Here is a 26,787-nt window from a genome sequence, read left to right as displayed (position 1 = left end):
TTACCAGGACTGGGTTGCCTTGAATGTGTCGAGGATGCCTTTCAGCTTGGCCTCGATCTCATCGTTATACGCGCCAGTTTGGTTGATTTGTTGCAGAAGCTCAGCGTGCTCACGGTCAGCAAAAGCTAACAGCGCAGCTTCAAAGCTACCCACCTTCGCCAGCTCGATATCACCCAGATAACCACGTTCAGCTGCGAACAGAACCAGAGACTGCTGTGCGACAGACATCGGCGCATACTGTTTCTGTTTCAGAAGCTCGGTCACTTTCTGACCGTGGCTCAGCTGTTTACGTGTTGCATCATCCAGATCGGATGCGAACTGGGAGAACGCGGCAAGTTCACGATACTGTGCCAGAGCGGTACGGATACCACCGGACAGTTTTTTCATGATCTTGGTCTGCGCTGCACCACCCACACGAGATACGGAGATACCTGGGTTTACCGCAGGACGAATACCGGCGTTAAACAGGCTGGATTCCAGGAAGATCTGACCATCGGTAATCGAAATTACGTTGGTCGGAACGAACGCGGAAACGTCACCTGCTTGCGTTTCGATGATCGGCAGAGCGGTCAAAGAACCGGTTTTACCTTTCACTTCACCCTTGGTGAATGCTTCAACGTAGTCCGCGTTGACACGCGCAGCACGTTCCAGCAAACGGGAGTGGAGGTAGAATACGTCGCCAGGATAAGCTTCACGGCCTGGTGGACGACGAAGCAGCAAGGAGATTTGACGATATGCAACGGCCTGTTTGGACAGGTCATCATAAATAATCAGCGCATCTTCACCGCGATCGCGGAAATATTCACCCATGGCACAACCGGAGTAAGGTGCCAGGTATTGCAATGCTGCAGATTCAGACGCGGTAGCAACAACCACAATGGTGTTAGCCAAAGCGCCGTGTTCTTCCAGTTTGCGCACTACGTTTGCAACAGTAGAGGCTTTCTGGCCGATAGCAACATACACACATTTGATGCCGGAATCGCGCTGGTTAATGATCGCATCAATCGCCAGAGCAGTTTTACCGGTTTGACGGTCACCGATGATCAATTCACGCTGACCACGACCAATTGGAATCATGGCATCAACGGATTTATAACCAGTCTGAACGGGTTCATCAACGGATTGACGTTCGATAACGCCAGGTGCAATAGCTTCAACGGCTGAGAAGCCGTCGTTTTCTACCGGACCTTTACCATCAATAGGTTCACCCAGAGTATTGACAACGCGACCCAACAGGCCACGACCGACAGGAACTTCCAGGATACGGCCAGTACATTTAACCTTCATGCCTTCAGCAAGATCGGCGTACGGACCCATAACGACTGCACCAACGGAGTCTCGCTCCAGGTTCAGTGCGATAGCGTAACGGTTGCCTGGCAATGCGATCATCTCGCCTTGCATAACTTCAGCCAAACCGTGCACGCGGATGATCCCGTCGCTGACGGAAACAATAGTACCTTCATTGTGAGCTTCGCTCACCACATTGAACTGAGCAATGCGCTGCTTGATCAGTTCGCTGATTTCGGTGGAATTCAGTTGCATATGCTCCAGTCCCCTTAAGACTGCAAGACGTCTGCCAGGCGTTCAAGACGACCGCGAACGCTGCCATCTATCACCATATCGCCTGCGCGTATTACGACGCCGGCCATTACAGACTTATCAATTTTGCAATTCAGCTTAACTTTGCGTGACAGACGTTTTTCCATCGCAGCGGCAATCTTAGCCTGCTGTTCGTCACTCAGTGCACTCGCAGAGGACACTTCAACGTCGACGGTAGACTCTAACGAGGCACGCAGTTGAATAAACTGCTGCAGCACCTCAGGAAGAACCAGTAAACGGCCATTCTCCGCCATAACTCGGATAAAGTTCTGTGCGGGCACATCGAGTTGATCACCACAAACGGCAATAAACGTTTTCGACATTGATTCAGGTGCAACTGCACCTGAAAGCAATTCGGCAATCTGTTCATTGCGCGTTACCTGAGCGGTAAACGCCAGCATTTCCTGCCAATGTTCAACCGCCTGGTGCTCAACAGCAAAGTCAAAAGCTGCTTTGGCGTAGGGGCGAGCTACAGTTACAAATTCAGACATCAGCCCCTCCCTCCTTACAGTTCAGCGACCAGTTTATCAACGATGTCGCTGTTAGCAGCTTCATCCACGGAACGTTCGATGATCTTCTCGGCGCCAGCTATTGCCAACATCGCGACTTGCTTACGCAACTCTTCACGAGCGCGCTTACGTTCGGCGTCGATCTCTGCCTGCGCTTGCGCCACGATTTTGTTACGTTCCTGTTCAGCTTCAGTTTTAGCTTCATCAAGGATCTGAGCTTTGCGTTTAGACGCCTGCTCGATGATCACCTGAGCTTCTGCTTTCGCTTTCTTCAGTTGGTCGGTCGCATTGGCTTGCGCTAAGTCCAAATCTTTTTTGGCACGCTCTGCAGAAGAGAGACCGTCAGCAATTTCTTTTTGACGCTTCTCGATGGCAGCCATAATTGGCGGCCATACGTACTTCATACAAAAGATGACAAACAGGACAAACGCGATGGCCTGGCCGAGGATTGTTGCGTTAAGATTCACAGCACAATGCCTCTTTCAAAGTTAATAGTTTGGTGTAGTTTCACAGTAGAGAAAATCTCTACTTACGCGACAGCAAACATCACGTACAGACCCAGACCAACAGCGATCATTGGGATGGCGTCAACCAGACCCATGACGATAAAGAACTGTGTACGCAGCAGAGGAATCAGGTCAGGCTGACGTGCAGCGCCTTCCAAAAATTTACCACCCAGGATGCCGATACCGATCGCAGCACCGATTGCCGCTAAACCCATCATCACAGCGGCAGCCATGTACAGCAGATCCATATTCAGGTTTTCCATGACAGTCTCCAGTTATTTCAGTTAAAACGCAGTAGTGTTATAAGAAAATCAGTGCTCTTCGGATGCCATCGAGAGATAGACAATCGTCAGAACCATGAAGATAAAGGCTTGCAACGTAATAATCAGTATATGGAAAATGGCCCAAGGCACACTTAACAACCACTGAGACCACCACGGCAGCAGGCCAGCAATCAGGATGAAGATCAACTCACCCGCATACATGTTGCCGAACAGTCGCAGACCGAGTGAAACCGGTTTGGACAGCAGGCTGACACCTTCCAGGATCAAGTTGACTGGAATGAATACCGGGTGATTGAACGGCTGCATCGTTAATTCTTTTACGAAGCCGCCTACACCTTTCATTTTGATGCTGTAGAACAGGATAAGGATGAAAACACCCAAAGCCATAGACAAGGTAATGCTTACATCGGCAGTAGGTACCACACGCAGAGCCGGTAATCCAAAGACGTGTTCACCGATGAATGGCAGTAAATCGATTGGTAGCAAGTCCATCATATTCATCAGGAAGACCCAGACAAACACGGTCAACGCCAGAGGAGCGATCACTTTGCTCTTGCCGTGATACATGTCCTTCACGCTGCTATCGACAAAACCGATAATCAATTCAACGGCGGTCTGCAGTTTACCCGGGACGCCACTGGTGGCACCTGCAGCAACTTTGCGGAACAAAAGCAGAAAAGCTAACCCCAGCACGACAGAGAAGAACAATGAGTCAATGTTCAACGTCCAGAACGATGCAGGGCCAGTAGAGTGGGGATTGACCAACTCGAAGGTACGCAGGTCCAACTGAAGGTTATTCAGATGGTGGCCTATGTAGTCCCTTGGAGTAGAGATTTCTCCTGATGCAGACATGATGCCTCTTACCCTTTTTTAGTTAAATACGATAACTGTTTTAAGTACGGTAACCGCTAATTACGGCCGGTGCCAATATCTGCACAATCAGCACCGATAAATAGGTTAAACCGAGTGGGACAAACGCCGCTTTAAACAGCCCCAAAGCCACAATCAGTAAAATTATCGTAATGATAACTTTTAACCCTTCGCCAATGGCAAACGTCCAAGCAACACGACCCGGAGCCGCTGTTTTTGCCTGATGGCGGCAAGCAAACAGCATGAACATGGCATTTGGCAACCAGGCCGCCAAACCCCCTGCGAATGCAGAAGCACTCCATTCCAAGCCTTTCAAACCGAAAGCAGCGCTGAGAACAACAAAAGTCATTAACTGCAAAAACAGCAACTTTCGCGCAATTTTCCCGTTGTAAAGGGATACAGGCATGACGTTTGTTCTCTCCCTACCCCTCGATGGGTATACTGAGTGACGTATAAAACTGCCTTTGCCCCAGAGAGTCAAGCAGCAAAAAACGAGCAAATTATACGGTGCACACCAACGAATTCAATCGATAAGTAGCGAAAAGGTGAACAATTATTTAAATTTTCTTCTTTCGGACTCTTTTCACAAGAAATCCCTCGGAATAAATCTCACATTATTTTGTCTGACTATTCCACTGGCTCTCAATAAAGCGTGCTGTTGCTCACAGAACTTAATATTATCTATTTATATCGAGAACGCTTTTCTTTGTCTTTAACCAAAAGAGCCATTAAATACATATATAAATCAAAGAATTGAATTTAAACACACCGTAAACATCTTATCTACCGAACCAAAACCTTCTGTTGACATTTTCGATAATAATATTGCAACAAGTTAAACACATAAAAACGAAGAATAATGAATCAAAGTAGTTTCATTCGTGATTATATCCCTGCGTCCAACCTGATATGTCAATTCCCGGATACATTCTTGTAATAATCAGGTGAATATTTACACATCCACCGAATTAATTAACTCAGACAATTAACCCGGGTGAAATACCTAATTCCGAAAAACTTTATTGCTTTTTTTTGATAAATAACAAACTTAGTTTGGTTTAAGGATAACCAAATGCCGTTCGCCATCTAACTCAGGAACCTGTAGTCGAATCACAGACTCCAATTCAATACCTTGTGGCAAAGTCGATAATTCATCATCAGGGCGTACGCCTTTCAGCGCGTAAAAACGCCCTTCAGGCCTGGCTGGCAGGTGATGGCACCAAGACAGCATATCGTCCAAAGAAGCAAACGCACGGCTTATCACGCCATCAAACCCAGGTTGGCCGCTAAAGTCTTCCACACGGCTCTGCACAGGCTCGATATTAGTCAACCCCAACTCATGTTGTACCTGACGCAAAAAGCGCACACGCTTTCCGAGGCTGTCTAGCAGAGTGAAATGTGAATCAGGGCGCACGATAGCCAGAGGAATGCCAGGTAAGCCCGGCCCGGTTCCGACATCGATAAACCGCTGACCTTGCAAATGAGGGTTAACCACAATGCTATCCAGGATATGGCGAACCAGCATTTGTTCAGGGTCGCGGACAGAAGTCAGGTTATAAGCCTTGTTCCACTTGTGCAATAGCTCAACATAGCCAATAAGCTGCTGTTTTTGTTGATCGGGTAACGAAATTCCCGCGCTTTTAAGCAAGGATTCTAATTTTTTTTGCACCACAATTTCCTCTGGCCATAAGCGGCGTAGCCAGCGTTAATAAGTCATCGAAAAAGAGATTTGCCTGCGTTAGCAGGCGGTCGCTGGTGCGCTAAGTCTAGCGCACCGCAGAATACATTCAGGCACTACGACGAAGTAAGCCCTGTTTTTTCAACCAGACCAGCAAGATAGAGATTGCAGCTGGCGTAACGCCAGAAATACGCGATGCCTGGCCGATCGAGTTTGGTTTATGATCGTTCAGTTTTGCCGTGACTTCATTCGACAAACCTGAAACCTGACTGTAATCCAGATCCGCAGGCAGCAACGTGTTCTCATTGCGCAGCTGGCGTTCGATTTCTTCCTGCTGACGGGCAATATAACCCTCGTATTTTACTTGAATTTCAACCTGATCCGCAGACTGAGGATCGCTCAATGCTGGGCCGAATTTGTCCAGTGAAGTCAGCATGCGGTAATCGATTTCAGGGCGTCGTAACAACTCTTCGCCATTGGCTTCTTTGGACAAAGGCGCTTTGAGCAACGCGTTGATTTGCTCGATGTTCTCTGAGTTCGGATGCACCATGATATCGCGCAGACGCTGGCGTTCTCTCTCGATTTGCTCGATTTTCTGGCTGTAATGAGCCCAGCGAACGTCATCGACTAAACCAAGCTTACGTCCAGTTTCAGTCAGACGCAGATCGGCATTGTCTTCACGTAACATCAAGCGGTATTCAGCCCGAGAGGTAAACATGCGATAGGGTTCTTTGGTGCCCAAAGTGCTCAAATCGTCTACCAGCACACCGAGGTAGGCTTCATCACGGCGCGGTGACCAGCCTTCGTCTTCGTTGGCAAAGCGACCTGCGTTGAGGCCAGCAAGCAAGCCTTGAGCCGCCGCTTCTTCGTAACCGGTGGTGCCGTTGATTTGTCCTGCAAAGAACAGCCCCTGAATATATTTACTTTCCAGAGTCGGCTTCAAATCACGTGGATCGAAGAAATCATACTCAATAGCGTAACCAGGACGAATGATTCTTGCGTTTTCCATACCTTTCATCGAACGAACGATTTGCATCTGCACATCAAATGGCAAACTGGTGGAAATCCCATTTGGGTAAATTTCGTTACTGGTTAAGCCTTCTGGCTCAAGGAAAATCTGGTGCGCATTACGATCGGCGAAGCGCATGACTTTGTCTTCGATCGAGGGGCAATAGCGTGGGCCGATCCCTTCAATGATCCCAGCATACATTGGGCTACGATCGAGGTTATTACGGATAACCTCATGGGTTTTTTCATTGGTGTAGGTGATATGGCAAGCCATTTGCTCAGGATGCTGTGAGGCATTCCCGAGGAATGAAAATACCGGCACCGGATCGTCACCTAGCTGCGGTGTCAATTGGCTGAAATCGATAGTTCTGGCGTCAATTCGCGGTGGTGTACCGGTTTTCAGGCGATTCACTCTCAACGGCAGTTCACGCAGACGCTGTGATAGCGAGATCGATGGAGGATCGCCTGCACGGCCACCGCTGTAGTTTTCCAGCCCGATGTGAATCTTACCATCCAGGAAGGTCCCTACGGTCAGCACAACGGCTTTGGCGCGGAATTTAAGCCCCATCTGGGTGACAGCACCGACAACCCGATCGTTTTCCACAATTAGATCTTCGACAGGTTGCTGGAAGATCATCAAATTTGGCTGATTTTCCAATGCGGTACGCACCGCCTGACGGTAAAGTACCCGATCGGCCTGCGCACGAGTTGCCCTGACTGCGGGGCCTTTGCTCGCGTTTAGTATCCTAAACTGAATGCCCGCCTGGTCTGTTGCCATCGCCATCAACCCGCCGAGGGCATCGATTTCTTTTACCAGATGCCCCTTTCCAATACCGCCGATCGCTGGGTTGCAAGACATTTGCCCCAGTGTGTCGATATTGTGCGTCAGCAAGAGGGTCTGACGTCCCATGCGTGCCGCTGCCATTGCAGCCTCTGTGCCTGCATGACCACCACCGATGATGATGACGTCAAATTGATCTGGATAAAACATGGTACTGCACCTCGCCGTTATGCGAATGATCGTTGGTTTGCCCTGGGGTGGGGGATTCTACTCAAGTTTAGACGATCGACCAAGTGCCTTGGGATCGCCCTTAATTAAAAGAAGATCTTTTTATTTAAAGATCTCTTTATTAGATCTTCTATTAGGATCGCGATCATCTGTGGATAAGTGATTATTCACAAATAAGATCATGGGATTAAGGAGGATCGTTTGCTGTGCATGATCGGTGATCCTATTGCGTATAAGCTGGGATCTAAATGCCATGTTATGCACAGGTCACAATACGTACGAAGGTTGTTATAGGGATAACTACCGGTTTTACCCTGCTTATAAGCATAGTTATCCACAATCGTTCGCGTGATCTTTGAGCGAATTAGAGTAAATTAATCCACTTTTTAACCCATTCCTCAGCTGGATCCTCAGGAATCTCATGTTGAGTGACGTCGATCTCGAGTATTTCACCGATCCGTTTAGCCCCTTTTGCGATCAACTGTTGATCAAGAGAGCGGATCGCACCGCAAAAAGTGTCGTACTCGGAACTGCCAAGACCAACGGCTCCAAAGCGAACCTGAGATAAGTCGGGTTGTTGTTGCTCGATTTGTTCAAGCAAAGGCTGAAGATTGTCTGGTAGATCACCCGCTCCATGAGTCGAGGTCACCACCAGCCACAGGCCTTGCGGCGTTAATTCATCTAATTCCGGGCCATGCAAAGTTTCAGTGGAGAAACCCGCTTCTTCCAGCTTCTCAGCCAAATGCTCAGCGACATACTCTGCGCTGCCAAGAGTGCTGCCACTGATCAACGTAATATCAGCCATAAACAACCCAACCAAAGTAAAGAGGCGGTATTGTACTCTGTGAATCAGCTGGGATCTACCTGTGGACAATATGGGTATAGTTATTTCTTCATTATGGCACGATGGTACGCATAATGGGGTTCTGTAGTGAAATTAACGTCTCGGTAGACTGGATCTCATCAATAGTCTGGATCTTGTTGATAAGTACCTGTTGCAGCGCATCAATGGATCGACACATGACTTTAATAAACACGCTGTAGTGCCCAGTGGTGTAATAGGCTTCTACGACCTCTTCCAGGCTCTCCAGTTTTTTCAGCGCTGAGGGGTAGTCTTTGGCACTTTTTAAAATAATGCCGATAAAACAACACACATCATATCCCAACCGTTTTGGGTCAACGTGAACGCAAGCCGCGGTAATGATGCCCGCCTGCTTCATTTTCTCGACCCGAACATGAATAGTGCCTGGGCTAACGGCAAAGTTTTTGGCTAATTCGGCATAAGGTGTCCGTGCATTTTCCATTAATGCGTTCAGGATGCCGCGATCGAGATTATCGATCTGATATATTTCGCTCATATTTACCCCCTGTTTTTATCGATAATGCGTATTTAACCGATAAAAAATGAATGATTAAAAGTGAAAAGGCAATATTAGTTATTGGATATTGAATTATAGGTCTGTTCTGTTGCTTAATCGATGTCAAGCCAAACGGCATCCTGATAATCAAGCATTGAGAAAACAGCCATGAAAAAACAATTTATCCAGAAACAGCAACAAATCAGCTTCGTAAAATCCTTCTTTTCTCGTCAGTTGGAACAACAACTGGGTCTGATTGAAGTACAGGCTCCTATTCTTAGCCGCGTGGGTGATGGTACTCAGGATAACTTGTCTGGTTCTGAGAAAGCGGTTCAGGTAAAAGTGAAAAGCCTGCCTGATGCGACTTTTGAAGTGGTTCACTCTTTGGCTAAATGGAAACGTAAAACCTTAGGTCGTTTCGATTTCGGTGCCGATCAGGGTCTGTACACTCACATGAAAGCTTTGCGTCCTGATGAAGATCGTCTTAGCGCTATTCACTCCGTTTATGTGGATCAGTGGGATTGGGAACGCGTGATGGGTGACGGCGAGCGCAACCTGGCTTACCTGAAATCCACGGTTAACAAGATTTACACTGCTATTAAAGAAACAGAAGCCGCAGTGAGCGAAGAGTTTGGTATCAAGCCTTTCTTGCCTGAGCAGATTCATTTCGTACACAGCGAATCCCTACGCGCTCGCTTCCCGGATCTGGATGCTAAAGGCCGTGAACGTGCGATTGCTAAAGAGTTAGGTGCCGTATTCCTGATTGGTATCGGTGGCAAGTTGGCAGACGGTCAATCTCACGACGTTCGTGCACCGGATTATGATGACTGGACGTCGCCGAGCGCTGAAGGCTTTGCTGGTCTGAACGGTGACATTATTGTCTGGAACCCCGTTCTGGAAGATGCGTTTGAGATTTCTTCCATGGGTATCCGTGTGGATGCCGAAACGCTGAAACGCCAGCTGGCGCTGACCGCAGATGAAGATCGCCTGAAACTGGAATGGCATCAGTCACTGCTGCGCGGTGAAATGCCTCAGACTATCGGCGGCGGTATTGGTCAATCCCGTTTAGTGATGTTACTGCTGCAACAGCACCATATCGGTCAGGTTCAGTGCGGCGTCTGGGGCCCGGAAATCTGCGACAAAGTAGAAGGCCTGCTGTAATTAGGCGTAGCTTTAACCGATAGAATTATCAGGCAGCCCGGCGTTATCGCCGGGTTATCTATTTTGTTTCCTGTCAGGGTGTTCTTCGTCCCTATTATAGTTTCCTCTTTTTTATCTTCTAACTGTCTATTGCTACTTCAATCTCTTGCCTTTTTAATCACTTATTCGCCGAGGCAATAAAGAATAGTTCGGCTATGCCGATAGTTTCTGCGATTCTGGAACTTATATCTTATATACAGTCGACCTGACGCTCAGATGCCCTTTCCTGCGCTAAGGCAAATAAGGAAATTGACGAAGATGGCATCCACCTTCCGCTCCCTTGCTCCATATATAGAACAACGTGAACATTTACGCTTATTACTGGCTTCCCATCAATTTGATGAGCTTGATTCTCTGCTGGATGCCTCAGCTCAGCGTTGGCTGGATAGTTCTTCTCAACCCTTTGATTATGATTGGATCATTAGCACTTTTTTCGATCCGGCTGAGGTTGCTACAGACACGCTTTCAAACCTGAATGCCTGGATTAAACACAAGCCCATGTCTTATCACGGGCGTTTGCTGCATGGCTGTTATTGGGAGGCAGCGGCGGCGCGGATTCGTACCTCCAACGGCGGAGAATACGTCTCTAACGATCGCTGGGTTGGCGCTCAACTCGCGCGTGATTTAGGGCTGATCTCCTATCTGCGGGCTATTTCGCTGCATGAGCGCCCGGCTTACGCATTGCGTCGGATGTTACGTTTAACCGCGTATCTGGGCGAGCCGCAGTGGTTATACGATTTGGCTCATGGGCATGAACCAACAAATTACGTGCAACTCCAGGCTGAAACCGAGTCGGAGGTATGGGAAGCGGGTCTACGTCGTCTGTTGGCTGAAGGCGGCGATTTGGCGTCTATTCCACAGGCATTGCCTGGGAGTCTTCCTGCCCGTCGGTCTGAGAATGTTAAAACCTATTGGCTCAACGCGACCTTGGCTATTCGTCCTCAGGACGTCGGCGTTCGCAATGAATATCTTTACTTCCTTTATCCGCGTTGGGGCGGGAGCCATGAGCAAATGGCTGAATTTATCGAAGGGCCGGTTTGTGCCGAACTCAGCGAGCAAAACCTCAATCTTCTTTGGGTCACCAAGGCTTGGGATTTCCTCGGTTATTCCATTTATTTCCCTGATAAAGAGCAAACCGACGATATTGCTTACTGCTGTGATGCGTTTGAGCAACTGTTAGCGTTGGATCTTGAAGAAGATCAGCGTGCGAGACTGTTGTATCAATATGCTAATTTCCTCGCTTATTATGGTAATCAGGACGGTGTCTGGCAGCCGGAAAAAATGCAGCGTTGTTACGATCTGTTAGTGCAAGCCTGGCAAATCAACCCAGCTATAGCCAATCCGCAAACGGGGCTGGATACATTGATGAGCTGCATTAATTTCGCGAATATCAATGATAGCCATAATTTATTACCGCAATGGTTGGAACGGTTACAACTATGGGGAAACGATAAATACGCGGTGATGTTGGCGGGGATCGCCAGTAAATTCGGTCTGTACGGCATAAAGAAAGGCCAGTTTAATCATCAGAGGTTATTGGCTCGAGCAGCACATCTGGACTCTGAAGATGTGGATGTCGGGCAAGCCGCTGCGAACCTGTTTGGTTCGGTATCTGAAGAGGCTGGAATATATCTGCTACAACAGGCCTGCGAGTGGGGCGACACTTCGGCAATGGCGACGTTATCAGACGTCTACGCCGGTGTGTTATCCCGCCAGAATGGCCGTGATATGGAAGCCTATAAAAATAGCGAATTAAGGACGTACTGGATGGAACGAGCCGCAGACGGCGGCGACGCGACCTGTCAGTACAATTTGGCCTATGAAATTATTGAAGATAATGAGCAACTCAGCCCAGAGCAGTATCAGCAGGCTAGAGCATTACTGCTAAATGCCATGAATACGCCGAATGTGCGCCGAGACGTATGGGAACGTTCGGCGCGTCGATTAGCGACATTATTGATGTTTAGCGATATTCAATATGATATGGAACTCTGTCTCGACGTTGTGCTGCCTGCGCTGTGGAGTGATGAAGAAGAGCCAAACCGCGTCTTTGCTGCCGGTTATTATGCGCTGGCATTTCATTTGGGCGCAGGATGTAATCGTAACAGCTATCTGGCGAAAGTCTGGCTGGAACGCGGGTTGGAAATCGATCCCGATGATAGCTATCTAGCTGACCGCGCTACCGAAATATTCCGCTATAAAGAGTTGTTGGGCGGCGTTCGCGCCAAAATGGGGTTCGGCAAAGATAAAAAACTGATGGATCAACGCGGATATAATCTGACATTTAATGAGTAAGCCGCAGGTTCAGGCTATTGCAGGAAAAAATAGTCTGCTCTGTTTCATCATCATTACTTCTCTATAGTGAAAACCAATATCAATATATAGAGAAAATCAGCCCGGTTATTACCACCAGCGTCATTTCCGGGCTGTTTGTTATCTGGTTGGAGGCAGTTTCAGTCTGCTTTCTTATTTATCGCCTATCCTCATCATAGTTAGAGATTTAAAAACCATATAAACAACATGGAAGGTTAAATGCTCGCTATGGCTCTATCACACGCTATTCGCCACTATTTACATGCTCGTCCGCGTTTTTTGCTTTCCGTCGGCGCTGGCGTAGTCAGCTTTTTAGTATTGCCGTCTGATTTGAGCGTTCTGTTCCGTTTGATGGCTAGCTGGAATCTAGGGGCGTGGATATATCTGATTTGCCTGTGGTTGCTGATGTTACGCACTGAGTCGACGCAGGTCAGGCTGGTAGCCAAAGTTCAGGATCAAAGCGCCAGCGCCGTGCTGGCTATTGTCTCTATGGCCTGTTTGGTCAGTATTCTGGTGATTCTGTTTGCTCTGAGCAAAGCCAATACGTTATCCGATGGGATGAAGGCGCTGAATCTGTTGCTAACGGGAACTACGTTATTTGTGTCCTGGTTGCTGTTGCCAACCGCTTTTACCATGCACTATGCCCATCTTTTTTATCTGGAAAGGCCAATACCAGAAAAAACGCTGCCGCTGATTTTCCCCGGGGATATCACCAAACCTACTTATTGGGATTTCCTTTATTTCACCTTTACCATCAGCGTGGCGTCGCAAACGGCCGATGTGTCTATCGGCAGCTCAGATGTTCGCCGTATCGTTTTGCTTCAGTCGGTTTTATCTTTTATTTTTAATATGACGATTCTGGGGCTGTCGATAAACGTCGGTGCCGGATTGCTGAATTAAGAATATACGTCGATTAACGCTGCCAGCGGCGCATCAGGCGACTTTTTAATCCGGTATCAAAGCGCCAGATATGGTCGAATATCCGCATGATTCCTGGCTTGCCATAGGCTGACATCGCAACCGCATGGAAACGATGTTGGTGTGCTTGCTGTTGGATTTTGATGCGTCGGATTAATTCTTCCGGCAATCGCTGCGCCACAAAATCGGAAATAATCACCGCGTCGGCGTCATACCATTCTCTGTCGTCCATTTTGGTCAGCGTTGCGGATAAGCAGGCTGCCAGATCTGTTCCACCGCGAAAACGCTGGCTGAGGAAGCGAATTGCCTGTTCGAGTCCGCTGGACGCGGAGAGCTCGTAGTGAATGATTTCTGTCGCGAATAACATAATGTAGCAACGGCGGTTGTCTTCCAACGCGATGCGTAGCAACGCCAGGCAAAAGGCTTTAGCGCACTGTTCATTGAATCCGCCCATCGATCCGGAAGTATCTACGCAGACAATAAAAGGGCCGCGCGGCTGTTGATCGCTATTTTTCAAACTGACCGGCCGCTGTAACTGCTGTTCTTGCCAGGCATCGCCCTGTAGCCGATAAGTCAGCAAGCGGCGTTCCAACAGGCGACGGTAAAACTCGAATTCCAGCTCGCTCATGCCTAGCATCACCAGTTCGGTCGGCAGTAAACGTAGAATGTCATTACTTTGATGAATACCACTGACTTCCTCAGGCACGGCGTCTGGCATTCGCACCATCACTGAGTAAGGTTCGAAGCGAGCATCTGGCGTCGGTAATGCCTTAGCTGAACGGCTACGCCCCAACTGTTCGGCCAGTTTTTGTAATTCCGGCTGTTGCTGCAAAAAATCACCGTACTGCAGTAATAACTGATAATCCCCGCGCTGTAATTGTCCCTGACTCATATCCCACAGTCTGCCTGCGGCGGTGTCGTTATCTGCCAGTATCGGCTCCAAGGCGCCGGTCAGCGCCAGCCGCTGCTGCAATTCGGCCAGTAGCTGCTCACGTTCCTGTTCTAACAGCTGGTGGTGCAGCGTAACGGTTTGTACCGTTAAACTAATGCGCCAGCGTTGTAAAAACAGCGTTTGCAGGCTATCGCCGTGGGGAGGATTATTGGCCAGATCGGCGGCTTCCAGCATGGATCGCGCCTGAGTCGCGAAAGGAGAATGGATCTTCTCCATATTTTCCGCCACTTCCCAAACCTGCTGATAAAAGGTCACGCTGTCCTGAAGTTGGCAGCGCTGATAGAGCGTAAATTCGTTCGCCAGCGCCGGTGGCACCTTTGCTTCCTGAATTCGTTGCTGCAGTTTGAGTTTCCAGCCGGGAATATCTTTCATCAGGGCGCGTTTCATTCGAGGGAACTTCTCAAAGAAAATAGCCAGCTGTGGCGCGGCCAACAGACCGATCACCAGTTCATCTATCAGTTGGTTTTCACTGATAGACAGCAGCATATCCAACGTTGCCAAGCTGAGCACGGCTATTGCCCACGCATTTTTTGGTGTTGCTGTTTCACCTGCTCAGCAACTTGTAGCAAGCTGGCTTCAATTTTCGCCAGCCAGCTTGAAGGTGTGAACAGGCAGGGTTGGTGCTGGCTAAACTGTCTGCGTTGTTCTGAGAGACGAATTTCCAACTCACTCATTTGAGTTAATAACGATTCTGGTACAGCTCCGGCGGATTCACCCGGCAGAGAAACAACCGCGCCCTGACGACTAACGTCCAAAATAACCAGGTGCTGGCGGTCGTCAATTTCGGCATCAATGCTCTGTGCGAAACCGACGCCATTCAGTTTGGCACGCAGCACGCCGCCTTTGTTTAGCCATTGCACCAGAGCGTCCCGCTCGATTTGCAGATGATTGACTTGAATATCGTGCAAATTCAGCGGTTTTTGTAGGAAAAATGTCAAAGTTGCATCGGTCAGATTTTCTGGCAAAGAATATTGGGGCTTACGGCTGAATATGCCGCTTTGCTTTATCAACGTGAGCGCTTGCCGATCGCTTTGCTGTTGCTGATGTTGCAGCCATTGAGCCTGAATATGTTGGAGCTGAGTGATAAGCAGCTGTTGCTGATAGCTTTGCTCACATAACAGTTGTTCCAACTGCTGCTGGAGTAGTTTGAGAGAGTTAAGGTCATGCCACAGGCAATCTTTCAGTAAAATCATATCGATAGGCGCAATGGCATCGCGACCGCTGAAAAAGGCGCTGGCTTGCAGCAAGCGCAGGGCTTTTTTCCAACGTCGATCAGAAACATAAGGCGCCTGCTCTAAGGCACCTAAGCGTTGACGTAATTGAAAAATAAGTTCGAAACAATTATCTGGCAGCGTAATTTTATCTATCTGTGGCTGCCACTGATGAAACTCTTCATCGGTGATACTAAGATTTTCCGCCACCGGATTATGGTTTTCGTTTTGACGCGTTAATAGCAATGAGCGGAAGTTTTGTTTTTCCTGCACTCGATCTAACCACAGGCGAATTAGCATACGGTCATAAAGAGCCTCCAAACTGCTATCGGCATCGGGCAGTTCGTTGGATGCCGTAACCAACAGACGCATTGGAATGCTTTCTTCTTTGTCACCGTTGCGAAAACGCCGTTCGTTAATCGCTGTCAGCAAAGTATTCAGAATCGCCGGGCCAGCTTTCCAGATTTCATCCAGAAAAACGATTTCCGCTTCCGGCAAATAACCGTGGGTCATTCGCTGGTAACGCCCCTCTTCTTTCAGTGCCTGAATGGATAGCGGGCCAAAGACCTCTTCCGGCGTTGAAAAACGCGTCATCAGGTATTCAAAAGCCCTGGCATTACGGAAGGCAAACTTCAGGCGACGGGCAATCAGACTTTTAGCAATTCCAGGTGGGCCAAGTAAAAACACGCTTTCTCCGCTCAACGCGGCGAGCAGGCATAAGCGTATCGCTTCCTGCCTTTCATACAGTCCGGTTTCCAGCGCATTACTTAAACGGGATATTCTGTCTGCTAATTGCGTTGATTGCGCCATAATTATCCTAAACGGTCGATGCGTGAACTGATTTTTACCCAAGAGGTAGAGATTAAACCACTTTTTTTAATGTTATAGCTTCTTGATTAGTAAAATTTTTATGTTATTGATGATGCTTACCTCATCATTTATTGCCTTCTTTATCTCCCGATTTAAGGGTAGGCAATCAGTTTAAATCGTGCATACTGTGCGCCTTTTGGTGAGCGTCAAGGGACAGAGAACCGTCGGTTGGGTTCTTAAACGCACGCATCAGCTTATGGATGTTCTAGCAAAAAGAAACAAATTATGAGCACAGAACATAAACGATCTTTATCGGCAGTAACCCTGGCAGCAATAGGGGTAGTGTACGGTGATATTGGTACCAGTCCTCTTTATACCTTAAGAGAATGTTTTTCTGGTCATTATGGTTTTGACGTGCGTCCTGACGTCGTATTTGGTTTTCTCTCTCTGATATTCTGGATGTTAATCCTGATTGTCTCGCTAAAGTATCTTACCTATGTGATGCGAGCCGATAACGCCGGTGAAGGCGGGATTTTAACCCTGATGTCTCTGGCCGGCAGAAACACGTCCTCCCGCGCAACGTCGATATTGGTCATACTTGGCCTGATAGGCGGCAGTTTTTTCTATGGCGAGGTCGTGATCACTCCCGCGATCTCGGTGATGTCGGCGATAGAAGGTTTGGAAATAGCCGCCCCCGCCCTCGATCCTTATATCGTTCCCTGTTCAATTGCCGTTCTGACTTTATTGTTTGTCATTCAAAAACACGGTACCGGTAGCGTGGGCAAACTCTTTGCGCCGGTCATGTTAGTTTGGTTCCTGACGTTAGCGGTGCTGGGTATTCGGGGCATTATGGATAACCCGGAAGTGCTCAATGCGATGAATCCTAAGTGGGCGCTGGCCTTCTTTGCGGAATACAAAACGGTTTCTTTCTTTGCCTTAGGTGCGGTAGTGCTGGCAATTACCGGCGTAGAGGCACTGTATGCGGATATGGGGCATTTCGGTAAATTCCCTATTCGTCTAGCCTGGTTCACCGTGGTGCTGCCTTCGTTGGTGCTGAACTACTTTGGTCAGGGCGCACTGTTGCTGAAAAATCCGGAAGCGATAAAAAACCCCTTCTTCCTGCTAGCTCCCGATTGGGCGCTGATTCCATTGTTGGTTCTGGCAACGTTAGCGACGGTTATTGCCTCGCAGGCCGTGATTTCTGGCGTATTCTCCCTGACTCGTCAGGCGGTGCGTTTAGGCTATTTACCACCAATGCGCATTATCCATACTTCAGAAATGGAGTCTGGCCAGATCTATATTCCCGTAATTAACTGGACGCTATATATCGCCGTAGTATTGGTGATTATCGGCTTCGAACGTTCCAGTAATCTGGCCGCGGCCTACGGTATTGCCGTTACCGGCACCATGGTATTGACCAGTATTCTGTTCTGCACCGTGGCGCTGAAAAACTGGCACTGGAATCGGGTATTCGTAGCCTGCTTATTGATGATATTACTGATCATCGATATCCCGATGTTCTCCGCCAACGCCTTGAAGCTGTTCTCCGGCGGTTGGTTACCTCTGACGCTGGGTCTGGTGATGTTCATCATCATGACCACCTGGAAAAGCGAGCGTTTCAGCTTACTACGTCGGATGCATGAGCACGGTAATTCTCTGGAAGCGATGATCGCCTCACTAGAGAAATCGCCACCGGTGCGGGTTTCAGGTACGGCGGTATATATGTCGCGTGCCGTGAATGTGATTCCTTTCGCGCTATTACATAACCTCAAACACAATAAAGTGCTGCATGATCGCGTGGTATTGCTGACTCTGCGCACTGAAGACGCGCCTTATGTACACAACGTTCGCCGTGTGACAATTGAGCAGCTCTCACCGACCTTCTGGCGTGTGGTGGCCAGCTACGGCTGGCGAGAAACGCCGAACGTGGAGGAAATCTTCCACCGCTGCGGTCTGGAAGGGCTGCCTTGCCAGATGATGGAAACCTCCTTCTTTATGTCCCACGAGTCGTTAATATTGTCGAAACGGCCTTGGTATTTGTTCCTGCGCGGTAAACTGTTTATGGCTCTGAGCCGCAACGCTCTGCGCGCGCCGGATCAGTTCGAAATCCCGCCTAATAGGGTGATTGAACTGGGAACTCAGGTAGAAATCTAGTTACTAAGGCCGTCATTCCGACGGCCTTTTTACTTCTTGTACTGATACGCACTGACTTTTTATCCGCAGATTTTCCCTACCACTTATTTTCCCGAAGTATTTAGCCAGTTTATTCATCCTTGTTTAATAGTGCAGCGAAACGTTTCGATGGCGATCACAAATTCACCACATTAGGTTTGCCTTCTGCTGTCTTTTTTTTAAACTTATCCATCAGCGAAACGTTTCGCTGTCGGAGCAAAAAATGAAAAAAGGCGTATTACTGAATTCTGATATTTCCGCGGTTATCTCCCGATTAGGTCATACGGATCAAATCGTCATAGCGGATGCTGGGCTGCCGATTCCGGCCAGTACCACCCGCATCGATTTGGCGCTAACACAGGGTGTACCTGGCTTCCTCCAGGTGCTGTCGGTGGTGACGCAGGAAATGCAGGTAGAAAGCGCTATTTTGGCGGAAGAGATCGCGAAGAATAATCCGCAGCTCCATGAAGCTTTGCTGACACAACTTAAACAACTTGAGCAACACCAGGGAAACTCCATTGCTTTGCACTATGTCAGCCATGAGGCTTTCAAAGAGCAAACAAAACATAGCCATGCGGTCATCCGTAGCGGGGAATGTTCACCTTTTGCGAACGTGATTCTCTGCGCTGGCGTAACTTTCTGAGGCATTTATGCAACCTTTGCTGCAATTGAAAGGGATTGATAAAGCCTTTCCCGGCGTCAAAGCGCTCTCTGGCGCTGCACTCAGTGTTTACCCCGGACGGGTAATGGCGCTGGTGGGTGAAAACGGCGCAGGGAAATCGACGATGATGAAAGTGCTGACGGGCATTTATACCAAAGATGCCGGTAGCCAGCATTTTCTCGGTCAGGAAGTGGTATTCAATGGTCCCAAGGCCTCGCAGGAAGCGGGTATTGGGATTATTCATCAGGAACTTAACCTGATTCCACAGCTGACCATTGCCGAGAATATCTTTCTTGGTCGTGAATTCGTTAACCGTTTTGGCGGCATCGATTGGAAAAAGATGTATGCCGAAGCGGATCGCCTGTTATCCCGCCTGAATATTCGCTATAGCAGCCATCGTTTGGTCGGTGAGCTTTCCATCGGCGATCAGCAAATGGTCGAAATTGCCAAGGTGCTGAGCTTCGAATCCAAAGTCATCATTATGGATGAGCCAACGGATGCGCTGACAGACACAGAAACCGCATCGCTATTTAACGTAATCAACGAGTTAAAAGCTGAAGGGCGCGGCATTGTCTATATCTCTCACCGTCTGAAAGAGATTTTTGAGATCTGCGACGATGTGACGGTTTTCCGCGACGGCCAGTTTATCGGTGAAAAGCCGGTAAGCGAGCTGGAAGAAGACACATTGATTGAAATGATGGTTGGCCGGAAGCTGGAAGAACAATATCCACGCCTGAATTTGCCTTTGGGCGATGTGCGCTTGCAAGTGAAGGAACTTTGCGGCCCAGGGGTGAACGACGTCAGCTTTACGCTGCACGCCGGTGAAATCCTCGGTGTGGCCGGGTTAATGGGCGCAGGGCGTACTGAACTGATGAAAATCATTTACGGCGCGCTGCCGCGTAAATCTGGTTATGTGATGCTGGATGGTCGTGAAGTGGTGACCCATACCCCGCAGGACGGTTTGGCTAACGGCATTGTTTATATTTCCGAAGACCGTAAGCGTGATGGTTTGGTGTTGGGAATGTCGGTCAAAGAAAATATGTCTCTGACGGCATTACGTTATTTTAGCCGCAGCGGCGGATCGCTGAAACATGGTGAAGAACAGCAGGCCGTGGCTGACTTTATTCGTTTATTCAATATTAAAACGCCATCAATGGAACAGCCTATAGGTTTGTTGTCCGGCGGCAATCAGCAGAAAGTGGCGATAGCCCGAGGATTAATGACTCGACCTAAAGTCTTGATTCTGGATGAACCTACCCGCGGTGTAGACGTAGGGGCGAAAAAAGAGATCTATCAGTTAATCAACCAGTTCAAGCAAGAAGGGCTCAGCATCATTCTGGTTTCTTCAGAAATGCCAGAGGTGATAGGCATGAGCGACAGAATTCTGGTGATGCATGAAGGTCATTTAAGCGGTGAGTTCTCTATTGAACAGGCCACTCAAGAAGTGTTGATGGCAGCCGCCGTCGGCAAGCGTGATTTATTTATGAGTAGTAGCGCGCAAAGCAGGAGTAATCAGATATGAGTTCCCAGACTATCCAGACCAAACGCTGGTTCAGCAAAGAGTGGCTACTAGAACAAAAATCGCTGATTGCGCTGCTGGTGCTGATTGCCGTGGTTTCGTCCCTCAGCCCGAATTTCTTCACGCTAAATAACCTATTTAATATTCTGCAACAGACCTCGGTGAACGCCATTATGGCGGTAGGGATGACGTTGGTTATCCTGACGTCAGGCATCGATCTTTCCGTGGGTTCCTTACTGGCGCTGACCGGCGCAGTCGCGGCATCGATTGTCGGATTGGAAATGAACGCGCTGGTGGCCGTGGGTGCCGCGTTGGCGGTAGGAGCCTTTGTTGGTGCCTGTACGGGCGTCATCGTGGCAAAAGGCAAGGTGCAGGCCTTTATCGCCACTTTGGTGATGATGCTGCTATTGCGCGGCGTGACCATGGTGTATACCAACGGTAGCCCGGTGAATACCGGATTTACCGATGCCGCCGACGCCTTTGGCTGGTTCGGTATTGGCCGCCCGTTAGGGATACCAACGCCTATCTGGTTGATGGCTATCGTTTTTGCCGGTGCCTGGTACATGCTGCACCATACCCGTTTAGGCCGTTACATTTATGCTCTGGGCGGCAACGAGTCTGCCACCCGTTTGTCCGGTATCAGCGTTGATAAAGTTAAGATTATTGTTTACTCACTGTGTGGTTTATTAGCTGCACTGGCTGGCATTATCGAAGTTGCGCGTCTATCTTCAGCCCAGCCAACTGCCGGTACCGGCTATGAACTGGATGCGATTGCTGCGGTGGTATTGGGCGGCACAAGTCTGGCGGGAGGCAAAGGACGCATTGTTGGGACGCTGATCGGTGCCCTGATTCTTGGCTTCTTGAATAACGGTTTGAATTTATTGGGTGTCTCCTCCTATTACCAAATGATCGTTAAAGCAGTAGTCATCCTGCTGGCGGTATTGGTAGATAACAAAAAGCAGTAGGCGACGTTGCAACAATAACGCCTGCAAAATTAACGATGCTCTCTCCCTACAGGAACTGCGACCATGAAAATGAAAAAACTGGCTACTTTGATCTCTGTTGTTGCCCTGAGCGCCACGGTGAGTGCCAATGCGCTGGCAAAAGACACGATCGCGCTGGTAGTTTCCACCCTGAATAATCCGTTCTTTGTTTCAATGAAGGATGGCGCACAAAAAGAAGCGGACAAACTGGGCTATAACCTGGTGGTGCTGGATTCACAGAACAACCCGGCGAAAGAGTTGGCCAACGTACAGGATCTGACGGTTCGTGGCACCAAGCTGTTACTGATTAACCCAACTGACTCAGATGCAGTGGGTAATGCGATTAAAATGGCAAATCAGGCCAAAATTCCGGTAATCACGCTGGACCGTCTGGCTTCTAAAGGCGAAGTCGTTAGCCACGTCGCTTCCGATAACCGCTTTGGCGGTAAAATGGCCGGTGACTTCATCGCCAAAAAACTGGGTAACGATGCCAAAGTGATTCAACTGGAAGGTATCGCCGGTGCTTCCGCTGCTCGTGAACGTGGCGAAGGCTTTAAACAATCGATGGAACAACATAAATTCCAACTGTTAGCCAGCCAGCCAGCAGATTTTGACCGCACCAAAGGCCTGAACGTGATGCAGAATCTGCTGACCGCACATCCAGCGGTACAGGCTGTTTTCGCTCAGAACGATGAAATGGCGCTGGGTGCGCTGCGTGCATTGCAAACTGCAGGTAAAACCGATGTATTAGTGGTTGGTTTTGACGGCACTGACGACGGCATCAAAGCGGTTGAAGGCGGCAAGTTGGGTGCAACTATCGCTCAACGCCCTGACCAAATCGGCGCTATCGGGGTTCAAACTGCGGATAAAGTGCTGAAAGGCGAAAAAGTACAGGCCATCATCCCGGTTGATTTGAAGTTAGTGACCAAACAATAAAAGCAGAGAATTTAGGTATCACGCCGCCGCAGCAATGCAATGTTAGCGGTGGCGTTATCTACAAAGGAATAGATGCGATGGAAACAGGTAAGCTAGTGGTTCTTGGCAGTATCAATGCTGACCATATTCTGAATATTGAGCAATTTCCACGTCCGGGTGAAACGGTGATCGGGAAGCAGTATCACGTTGCTTTCGGTGGGAAAGGTGCCAATCAGGCGGTTGCCGCCGGCCGCAGCGGAGCGGATATCGCATTTATTGCCTGTGTGGGTGAGGATGATATTGGTGAACGCGTTCGTCAACAGTTGGCTAAAGACCGTATCGATACCACGCCGGTGGAAGCTATCGCAGGCGAAACTACCGGTGTGGCACTGATTTTCGTCAATGGAGAGGGGGAGAACGTTATCGGCATTAATGCCGGAGCAAATTCTGCCGTGACACCCGAATACCTTCAACGTTATCAGCAGCAAATTATTGATGCGCAAGCAGTATTGATGCAGCTGGAATCTCCGCTGGAAACCGTGATAGCCGCTGCGAAACTGGCGAGAGAAAGCCAGACGCAGGTGATTCTGAATCCAGCACCGGCGCGCGAGCTACCGGATGAGTTATTACAGCTGGTGGATATGATTACACCGAATGAAACCGAGGCCGAGCGCCTGACAGGTATTCATATCGAAAATGAGGAAGACGCCAATCTGGCGGCTCAGGCATTACATCAGAAAGGCATTACGACGGTTATTATCACCTTGGGTAGCCGCGGTGTATGGCTTAGCCAGCAAGGTCAGGGCAAACTGATGCCGGGTTTTAAGGTGAATGCGGTCGATACTATTGCCGCCGGTGATACTTTTAACGGCGCACTGCTTACAGCGTTATTGGACGGTCAGGAAATGGCATCGGCGATACGTTTTGCTCATGCAGCGGCCGCGATTGCCGTGACTCGCCCTGGCGCACAACCCTCCATTCCATGGCGGGCCGAAATTGATGCCTTCTTGCAAAACCAGAGGTAATTTTGGCGACCATGAAAGATGTCGCCCGTTTGGCGGGCGTTTCTACCTCGACGGTTTCTCACGTCATCAACAAAGATCGTTTTGTCAGTGAAGCGGTACGCGACAAAGTCGTTGCCGCTATTAAGCAACTCAATTATGCCCCCTTCGGCTTTGGCGCGTAGCCTCAAGCTTAATCAAACCCGCACTATTGGCATGTTGGTTACGGCCAGCAGCAACCCGTTTTATGCCGAGGTAGTTCGCGGCGTGGAGCGCAGTTGCTATGAGCGCGGCTACAGCCTGATTTTGTGTAATACCGAAGGCGATATCGATCGGATGAGCCGTAGCATGGAAACCTTGCTGCAAAAGCGCGTTGATGGCTTGCTATTAATGTGTACCGAAAATCATCGCCCGTCTCAGGATGTTCTCCGCTGTTACCCTTCTTTACCTATTGTCATGATGGATTGGGCTCCTTTTGAAGGTGTGAACGACACCATTCAGGATAACTCGCTGTTAGGTGGGGATATGGCCACGGATTTCCTGATTGCCAAAGGCTATAAACGCATTGCCTGTATCGCCGGACCACAGGATAAGACTCCGGCCAGAGAACGGCTGGAAGGTTACCGTCAGGCGATGAAGCGTGCCGGCTTGCCGATCTTGGCTGGATATGAAATTGCCAGTGACTTTGAGTTTGCGGGTGGTTTGGAATCAATGAAGCAGTTATTGGCTTTGCCCGAAGTGCCGGAAGCAGTATTTACTGGTAATGATGCGATGGCAGTTGGGGTTTATCAGGCGTTGCATCAGGTTGGATTATCCATCCCGCAGGATATGGCGGTTATTGGTTACGATGATATCGAGATCGCCCGTTATATGACGCCGCCGCTTACGACTATTCATCAGCCGAAGGATGATTTGGGTGAATTGGCCATCGATACATTAATTCATCGTCTGAATAATCCATTTGCAGAACCGCAGATTCTCACGCTCACACCTGAGCTGGTGGAGCGTGGTTCTGTTGCTCAGCGCTAGACTTTGCTTTTCCGCGCGCTGCGGCCTTTAATCAGGTTATCGCCATCTTTAGGTTTGAGTAGCAAGAACACTAGGGATGAAACCAATGTCACTGCGCCCATGGTAATAAAGGTGTAGTGGAAATGGTCGATGTGATTGCCAAACGGTAATTCCTCGTAGAAACGCAGTACGGCGGCGCTGATAGCGACGCCAAAGCTGATGGAAAGCTGTTGAGTGACGGCCAGTACGCTATTACCGGAGCTGGCGTTGTTATCGGTCAGGTCTGCCAGCGTAATGGTATTCATGGCCGTAAATTGGGTAGACATCGCCATTCCCAAAATGAATAGTGGCACGATCATTAGCCAGACAGACATGCCCGGCGTTTGTAATGAAAACAATCCAATCAGTGTGCCAATAATCAACGTAATGCTCACCAGCACCTTTCTATAGCCCAACCAGCGCAAAACCTGAGTCACGGTAGATTTTGCCATCATTGAGCCGATAGCCGTCGGCGCCATCATGCAACCGGCAATGATGGCCGAGTAGCCAAAGCCAACTTGTAGCATCAATGGCATCAGGAAAGGTACACAGCCAGTTCCCAATCTGGAAGCGATATTACCGGCTATCCCGACGGAGAACGTTCTGGTTTTGAATAGAGGTAATCCGATTAATGGATTTGGGTGTCCCTTGGCGTGGAAAATATAACCGACTAGCAGGAGCAATCCCCCAAGCATCATCGAGGGAGAAAGATAGCCCGACACTTCCGCTTTCCCCATCATCTCCAGACTGATAGAAATCATGACCAAACTAAAGCCGAACAGTAGGAAGCCACTAATATCAAAGGCTCGCTTAGGCATAGTGAAATTAGGCATGTATTTCAGCGCATAAAAAATGCCTAACAGGCCAATGGGGATATTGATAATGAAAATCCAATGCCAACTGGCGTAAGTCACCAGCAGGCCACCCAGCAAGGGGCCCATAATGGGGCCGACTAAACCGGGAATGGTTACGAAATTTAGAACCGGCAGTAATTCACTGCGCGGATAAGCGCGTAATAATGCCAGTCGCGCGACTGGCATCATCATGGCGCCGCCAATGCCTTGGATAACCCGCGAGGCGACCAGAAATGAGAGGGAACCTGATAACGCACATAATAAAGAGCCAAAGGTAAACAGCGAGACGGCAATGATAAAAATTCGCCGGGTGCCGTAGCGATCGGCTAACCAGCCGCTGACTGGGATCAGCATAGCGACGGTTAGCGTGTAGCTGATAATGGCAGACTGCATAGTTAACGGCGAGCGATTGAGGCTTTCGGCTATCGCGGGAAGGGCTGTGTTTAATATTGTTGCGTCCAGCGCCTGCATAAAGAAAGCCATGGCGGCAATCCAGGGTAAGCCGGCCATGCTACGAGCAGATTTAATCATTCTATTTCCTGATGGAATTCGTTATTAACAATCCTCTCTTCTATATATAGATAACATGTGATTACACACTCCGTCAGTTTTTGTCTTGTAATAATACCTGACAGGCAATGCAGGCACCCTGACTGTCGCTGGCAAGGATGGTATCAACGATAGATTGGTGGTGTTGCAGCTTTATCACTTCATCGCCGGTAATAGCACGGAAGTAGCTGTGATATACCGAACTGAACAAATTGGCGAACGAAGTCAGGAAGGGATTACCACTGGCTTCGTAGATCAGTTGATGAAATTGGGTATCCACCTGAATCCAGCGTTCACGATCAAATTCACGGTGCAGCGCCTGCATTTCTGCCATCAATATAGCCAATTGCTGTTTTTGCGCAGGATTAGCGTTAACCGCGGCCAAAGCGCAGGCCTGTGGCTCTAACGCGGTTCGTACCAAAATAAAGTGCTGCATCACCTGATCGAAGTTTTCACGGGTCATCCACCAGGTGAGTAACTCCTGATCGAGAAAATTCCAGTTGGACTGCGGCATAATGCGCGTACCAATCCGTGGCCGTGGCAACAACATCCCTTTCGCCGCTAACATTTTAACCGCTTCACGTACTGCAGTGCGGCTTACGCCGAACTGTTCGCCTAGTTCTATCTCTCCGGGCAGTATAGAACCGGCTATATATTCGCCCGCCAGGATACGCTGGCCAATCTTTTCAGCTAATAAATAGGAAAGGTTGCGTTGGGCGGCTTGTTGTTGGGCGTTAAATTGCATGGTGATTTGTCCTGGCTAACTTCTTATCCTTCTATTTTACTCTACTGTTTCACTCTGGTATTGGCTGTTTAACTGAAAAGTAGTAGAAAAGTTATCCATTTCCGCACTTTTTGATG

General features: G+C 48.9%; 23 protein-coding genes and 1 pseudogene. 10 read left to right on the top strand and 14 right to left on the bottom strand.

The window, feature by feature from the left end; translation table 11 throughout:
- The 10 genes from atpA to asnC form a co-directional block, all read right to left on the bottom strand.
- The gene (gene atpA / locus ACQ4OC_RS13950) at positions 1-1,542 is read right to left on the bottom strand and encodes a F0F1 ATP synthase subunit alpha (RefSeq protein ID WP_004393033.1); all 1,542 of its coding nucleotides are present in this window, start codon (positions 1,540-1,542) and stop codon (positions 1-3) included.
- Between the two features lie 14 nt (positions 1,543-1,556).
- Positions 1,557-2,090 carry a F0F1 ATP synthase subunit delta gene (atpH, locus tag ACQ4OC_RS13945; RefSeq protein WP_064515986.1) on the bottom strand — a complete coding sequence of 178 codons (534 nt, stop codon included), beginning with the start codon at positions 2,088-2,090 and terminating at the stop codon, positions 1,557-1,559.
- A gap of 14 nt (positions 2,091-2,104) precedes the next feature.
- Positions 2,105-2,575, bottom strand: a complete 471-nt coding sequence (atpF, locus tag ACQ4OC_RS13940; RefSeq protein ID WP_049597435.1) for a F0F1 ATP synthase subunit B — start codon at positions 2,573-2,575, stop codon at positions 2,105-2,107.
- A gap of 62 nt (positions 2,576-2,637) precedes the next feature.
- Entirely contained in the window at positions 2,638-2,877 is a 240-nt protein-coding gene (atpE, locus tag ACQ4OC_RS13935) for a F0F1 ATP synthase subunit C (protein ID WP_000429386.1), read from the bottom strand.
- Between the two features lie 48 nt (positions 2,878-2,925).
- Positions 2,926-3,750: a F0F1 ATP synthase subunit A gene (gene atpB, locus ACQ4OC_RS13930; protein WP_049597436.1), complete on the bottom strand. Its 825-nt coding sequence runs from the start codon at positions 3,748-3,750 to the stop codon at positions 2,926-2,928.
- A 40-nt stretch (positions 3,751-3,790) separates the two neighbouring features.
- Complete coding sequence (gene atpI / locus ACQ4OC_RS13925) at positions 3,791-4,174, bottom strand: F0F1 ATP synthase subunit I (protein ID WP_064515988.1); 384 nt, start codon at positions 4,172-4,174, stop codon at positions 3,791-3,793.
- A 642-nt stretch (positions 4,175-4,816) separates the two neighbouring features.
- Positions 4,817-5,437 carry a 16S rRNA (guanine(527)-N(7))-methyltransferase RsmG gene (rsmG, locus tag ACQ4OC_RS13920; protein ID WP_064515990.1) on the bottom strand — a complete coding sequence of 207 codons (621 nt, stop codon included), beginning with the start codon at positions 5,435-5,437 and terminating at the stop codon, positions 4,817-4,819.
- Positions 5,438-5,555: 118 nt separating this feature from the next.
- Positions 5,556-7,445: a tRNA uridine-5-carboxymethylaminomethyl(34) synthesis enzyme MnmG gene (mnmG, locus tag ACQ4OC_RS13915; protein ID WP_120806538.1), complete on the bottom strand. Its 1,890-nt coding sequence runs from the start codon at positions 7,443-7,445 to the stop codon at positions 5,556-5,558.
- Positions 7,446-7,827: 382 nt separating this feature from the next.
- Positions 7,828-8,268 carry an FMN-binding protein MioC gene (gene mioC / locus ACQ4OC_RS13910; protein ID WP_064515994.1) on the bottom strand — a complete coding sequence of 147 codons (441 nt, stop codon included), beginning with the start codon at positions 8,266-8,268 and terminating at the stop codon, positions 7,828-7,830.
- 91 nt (positions 8,269-8,359) lie between these two features.
- Positions 8,360-8,821, bottom strand: coding sequence for a transcriptional regulator AsnC (gene asnC, locus ACQ4OC_RS13905; protein WP_064515996.1), 462 nt, complete (start codon positions 8,819-8,821; stop codon positions 8,360-8,362).
- Positions 8,822-8,989: 168 nt separating this feature from the next.
- Between asnC and asnA the strand changes: the two genes are divergently transcribed.
- The 3 genes from asnA to ACQ4OC_RS13890 all read left to right on the top strand — a co-directional run bounded on the left by asnA (position 8,990) and on the right by ACQ4OC_RS13890 (position 13,234).
- Entirely contained in the window at positions 8,990-9,982 is a 993-nt protein-coding gene (gene asnA / locus ACQ4OC_RS13900) for an aspartate--ammonia ligase (RefSeq protein ID WP_430971276.1), read from the top strand.
- Between the two features lie 297 nt (positions 9,983-10,279).
- Positions 10,280-12,316 carry a DUF4034 domain-containing protein gene (locus ACQ4OC_RS13895; RefSeq protein ID WP_120806542.1) on the top strand — a complete coding sequence of 679 codons (2,037 nt, stop codon included), beginning with the start codon at positions 10,280-10,282 and terminating at the stop codon, positions 12,314-12,316.
- A gap of 246 nt (positions 12,317-12,562) precedes the next feature.
- Complete coding sequence (locus ACQ4OC_RS13890; protein ID WP_064518415.1) at positions 12,563-13,234, top strand: DUF1345 domain-containing protein; 672 nt, start codon at positions 12,563-12,565, stop codon at positions 13,232-13,234.
- A gap of 13 nt (positions 13,235-13,247) precedes the next feature.
- On the opposite strand, the gene viaA is transcribed toward ACQ4OC_RS13890, so the two are convergent.
- Together viaA and ravA are read right to left on the bottom strand one after the other, a co-directional pair.
- On the bottom strand, positions 13,248-14,714 hold the full coding sequence (gene viaA / locus ACQ4OC_RS13885; RefSeq protein ID WP_064516002.1) for an ATPase RavA stimulator ViaA: 1,467 nt from the start codon (positions 14,712-14,714) through the stop codon (positions 13,248-13,250).
- Between the two features lie 2 nt (positions 14,715-14,716).
- Positions 14,717-16,225 (bottom strand): ATPase RavA, encoded by a 1,509-nt coding sequence (gene ravA, locus ACQ4OC_RS13880; RefSeq protein ID WP_120806543.1) that lies wholly within the window; start codon positions 16,223-16,225, stop codon positions 14,717-14,719.
- Positions 16,226-16,510: 285 nt separating this feature from the next.
- Here ravA and kup point away from each other — a divergent pair, with 285 nt between their 5' ends.
- From kup to rbsR, 7 genes and pseudogenes are all read left to right on the top strand, one after another.
- The gene (gene kup, locus ACQ4OC_RS13875) at positions 16,511-18,379 is read left to right on the top strand and encodes a low affinity potassium transporter Kup (protein WP_064516007.1); all 1,869 of its coding nucleotides are present in this window, start codon (positions 16,511-16,513) and stop codon (positions 18,377-18,379) included.
- Between the two features lie 241 nt (positions 18,380-18,620).
- Positions 18,621-19,040 (top strand): D-ribose pyranase, encoded by a 420-nt coding sequence (gene rbsD, locus ACQ4OC_RS13870; protein ID WP_049597449.1) that lies wholly within the window; start codon positions 18,621-18,623, stop codon positions 19,038-19,040.
- A gap of 7 nt (positions 19,041-19,047) precedes the next feature.
- Positions 19,048-20,580: a ribose ABC transporter ATP-binding protein RbsA gene (gene rbsA / locus ACQ4OC_RS13865; RefSeq protein WP_064516010.1), complete on the top strand. Its 1,533-nt coding sequence runs from the start codon at positions 19,048-19,050 to the stop codon at positions 20,578-20,580.
- Positions 20,577-21,542, top strand: coding sequence for a ribose ABC transporter permease (gene rbsC / locus ACQ4OC_RS13860; protein ID WP_064516012.1), 966 nt, complete (start codon positions 20,577-20,579; stop codon positions 21,540-21,542). The genes rbsA and rbsC overlap by 4 nt, the downstream gene beginning before the upstream one ends.
- A 63-nt stretch (positions 21,543-21,605) precedes the next feature.
- Positions 21,606-22,496 (top strand): ribose ABC transporter substrate-binding protein RbsB, encoded by an 891-nt coding sequence (gene rbsB, locus ACQ4OC_RS13855; protein ID WP_064516014.1) that lies wholly within the window; start codon positions 21,606-21,608, stop codon positions 22,494-22,496.
- Between the two features lie 77 nt (positions 22,497-22,573).
- Positions 22,574-23,500, top strand: a complete 927-nt coding sequence (gene rbsK / locus ACQ4OC_RS13850) for a ribokinase (protein WP_430971275.1) — start codon at positions 22,574-22,576, stop codon at positions 23,498-23,500.
- Between the two features lie 2 nt (positions 23,501-23,502).
- Positions 23,503-24,505, top strand: a pseudogene (gene rbsR, locus ACQ4OC_RS13845) (ribose operon transcriptional repressor RbsR).
- Here the strand turns inward: rbsR and mdtD are convergent.
- The gene (gene mdtD, locus ACQ4OC_RS13840; RefSeq protein ID WP_064516019.1) at positions 24,502-25,908 is read right to left on the bottom strand and encodes a multidrug transporter subunit MdtD; all 1,407 of its coding nucleotides are present in this window, start codon (positions 25,906-25,908) and stop codon (positions 24,502-24,504) included. The pseudogene rbsR and the gene mdtD sit on opposite strands and share 4 nt — an antisense overlap.
- A gap of 73 nt (positions 25,909-25,981) precedes the next feature.
- Positions 25,982-26,671, bottom strand: coding sequence for a FadR/GntR family transcriptional regulator (locus ACQ4OC_RS13835; RefSeq protein WP_064514670.1), 690 nt, complete (start codon positions 26,669-26,671; stop codon positions 25,982-25,984).
- Positions 26,672-26,787 lie beyond the last annotated feature (116 nt).

The organism is Yersinia sp. J1 (assembly GCF_050586585.1).
Taxonomy (GTDB): Bacteria; Pseudomonadota; Gammaproteobacteria; order Enterobacterales; family Enterobacteriaceae; genus Yersinia; species Yersinia entomophaga.
The sequence above is the reverse complement of the archived record's forward strand: the minus strand, read 5'-3'. Positions and strand labels throughout refer to the sequence as shown.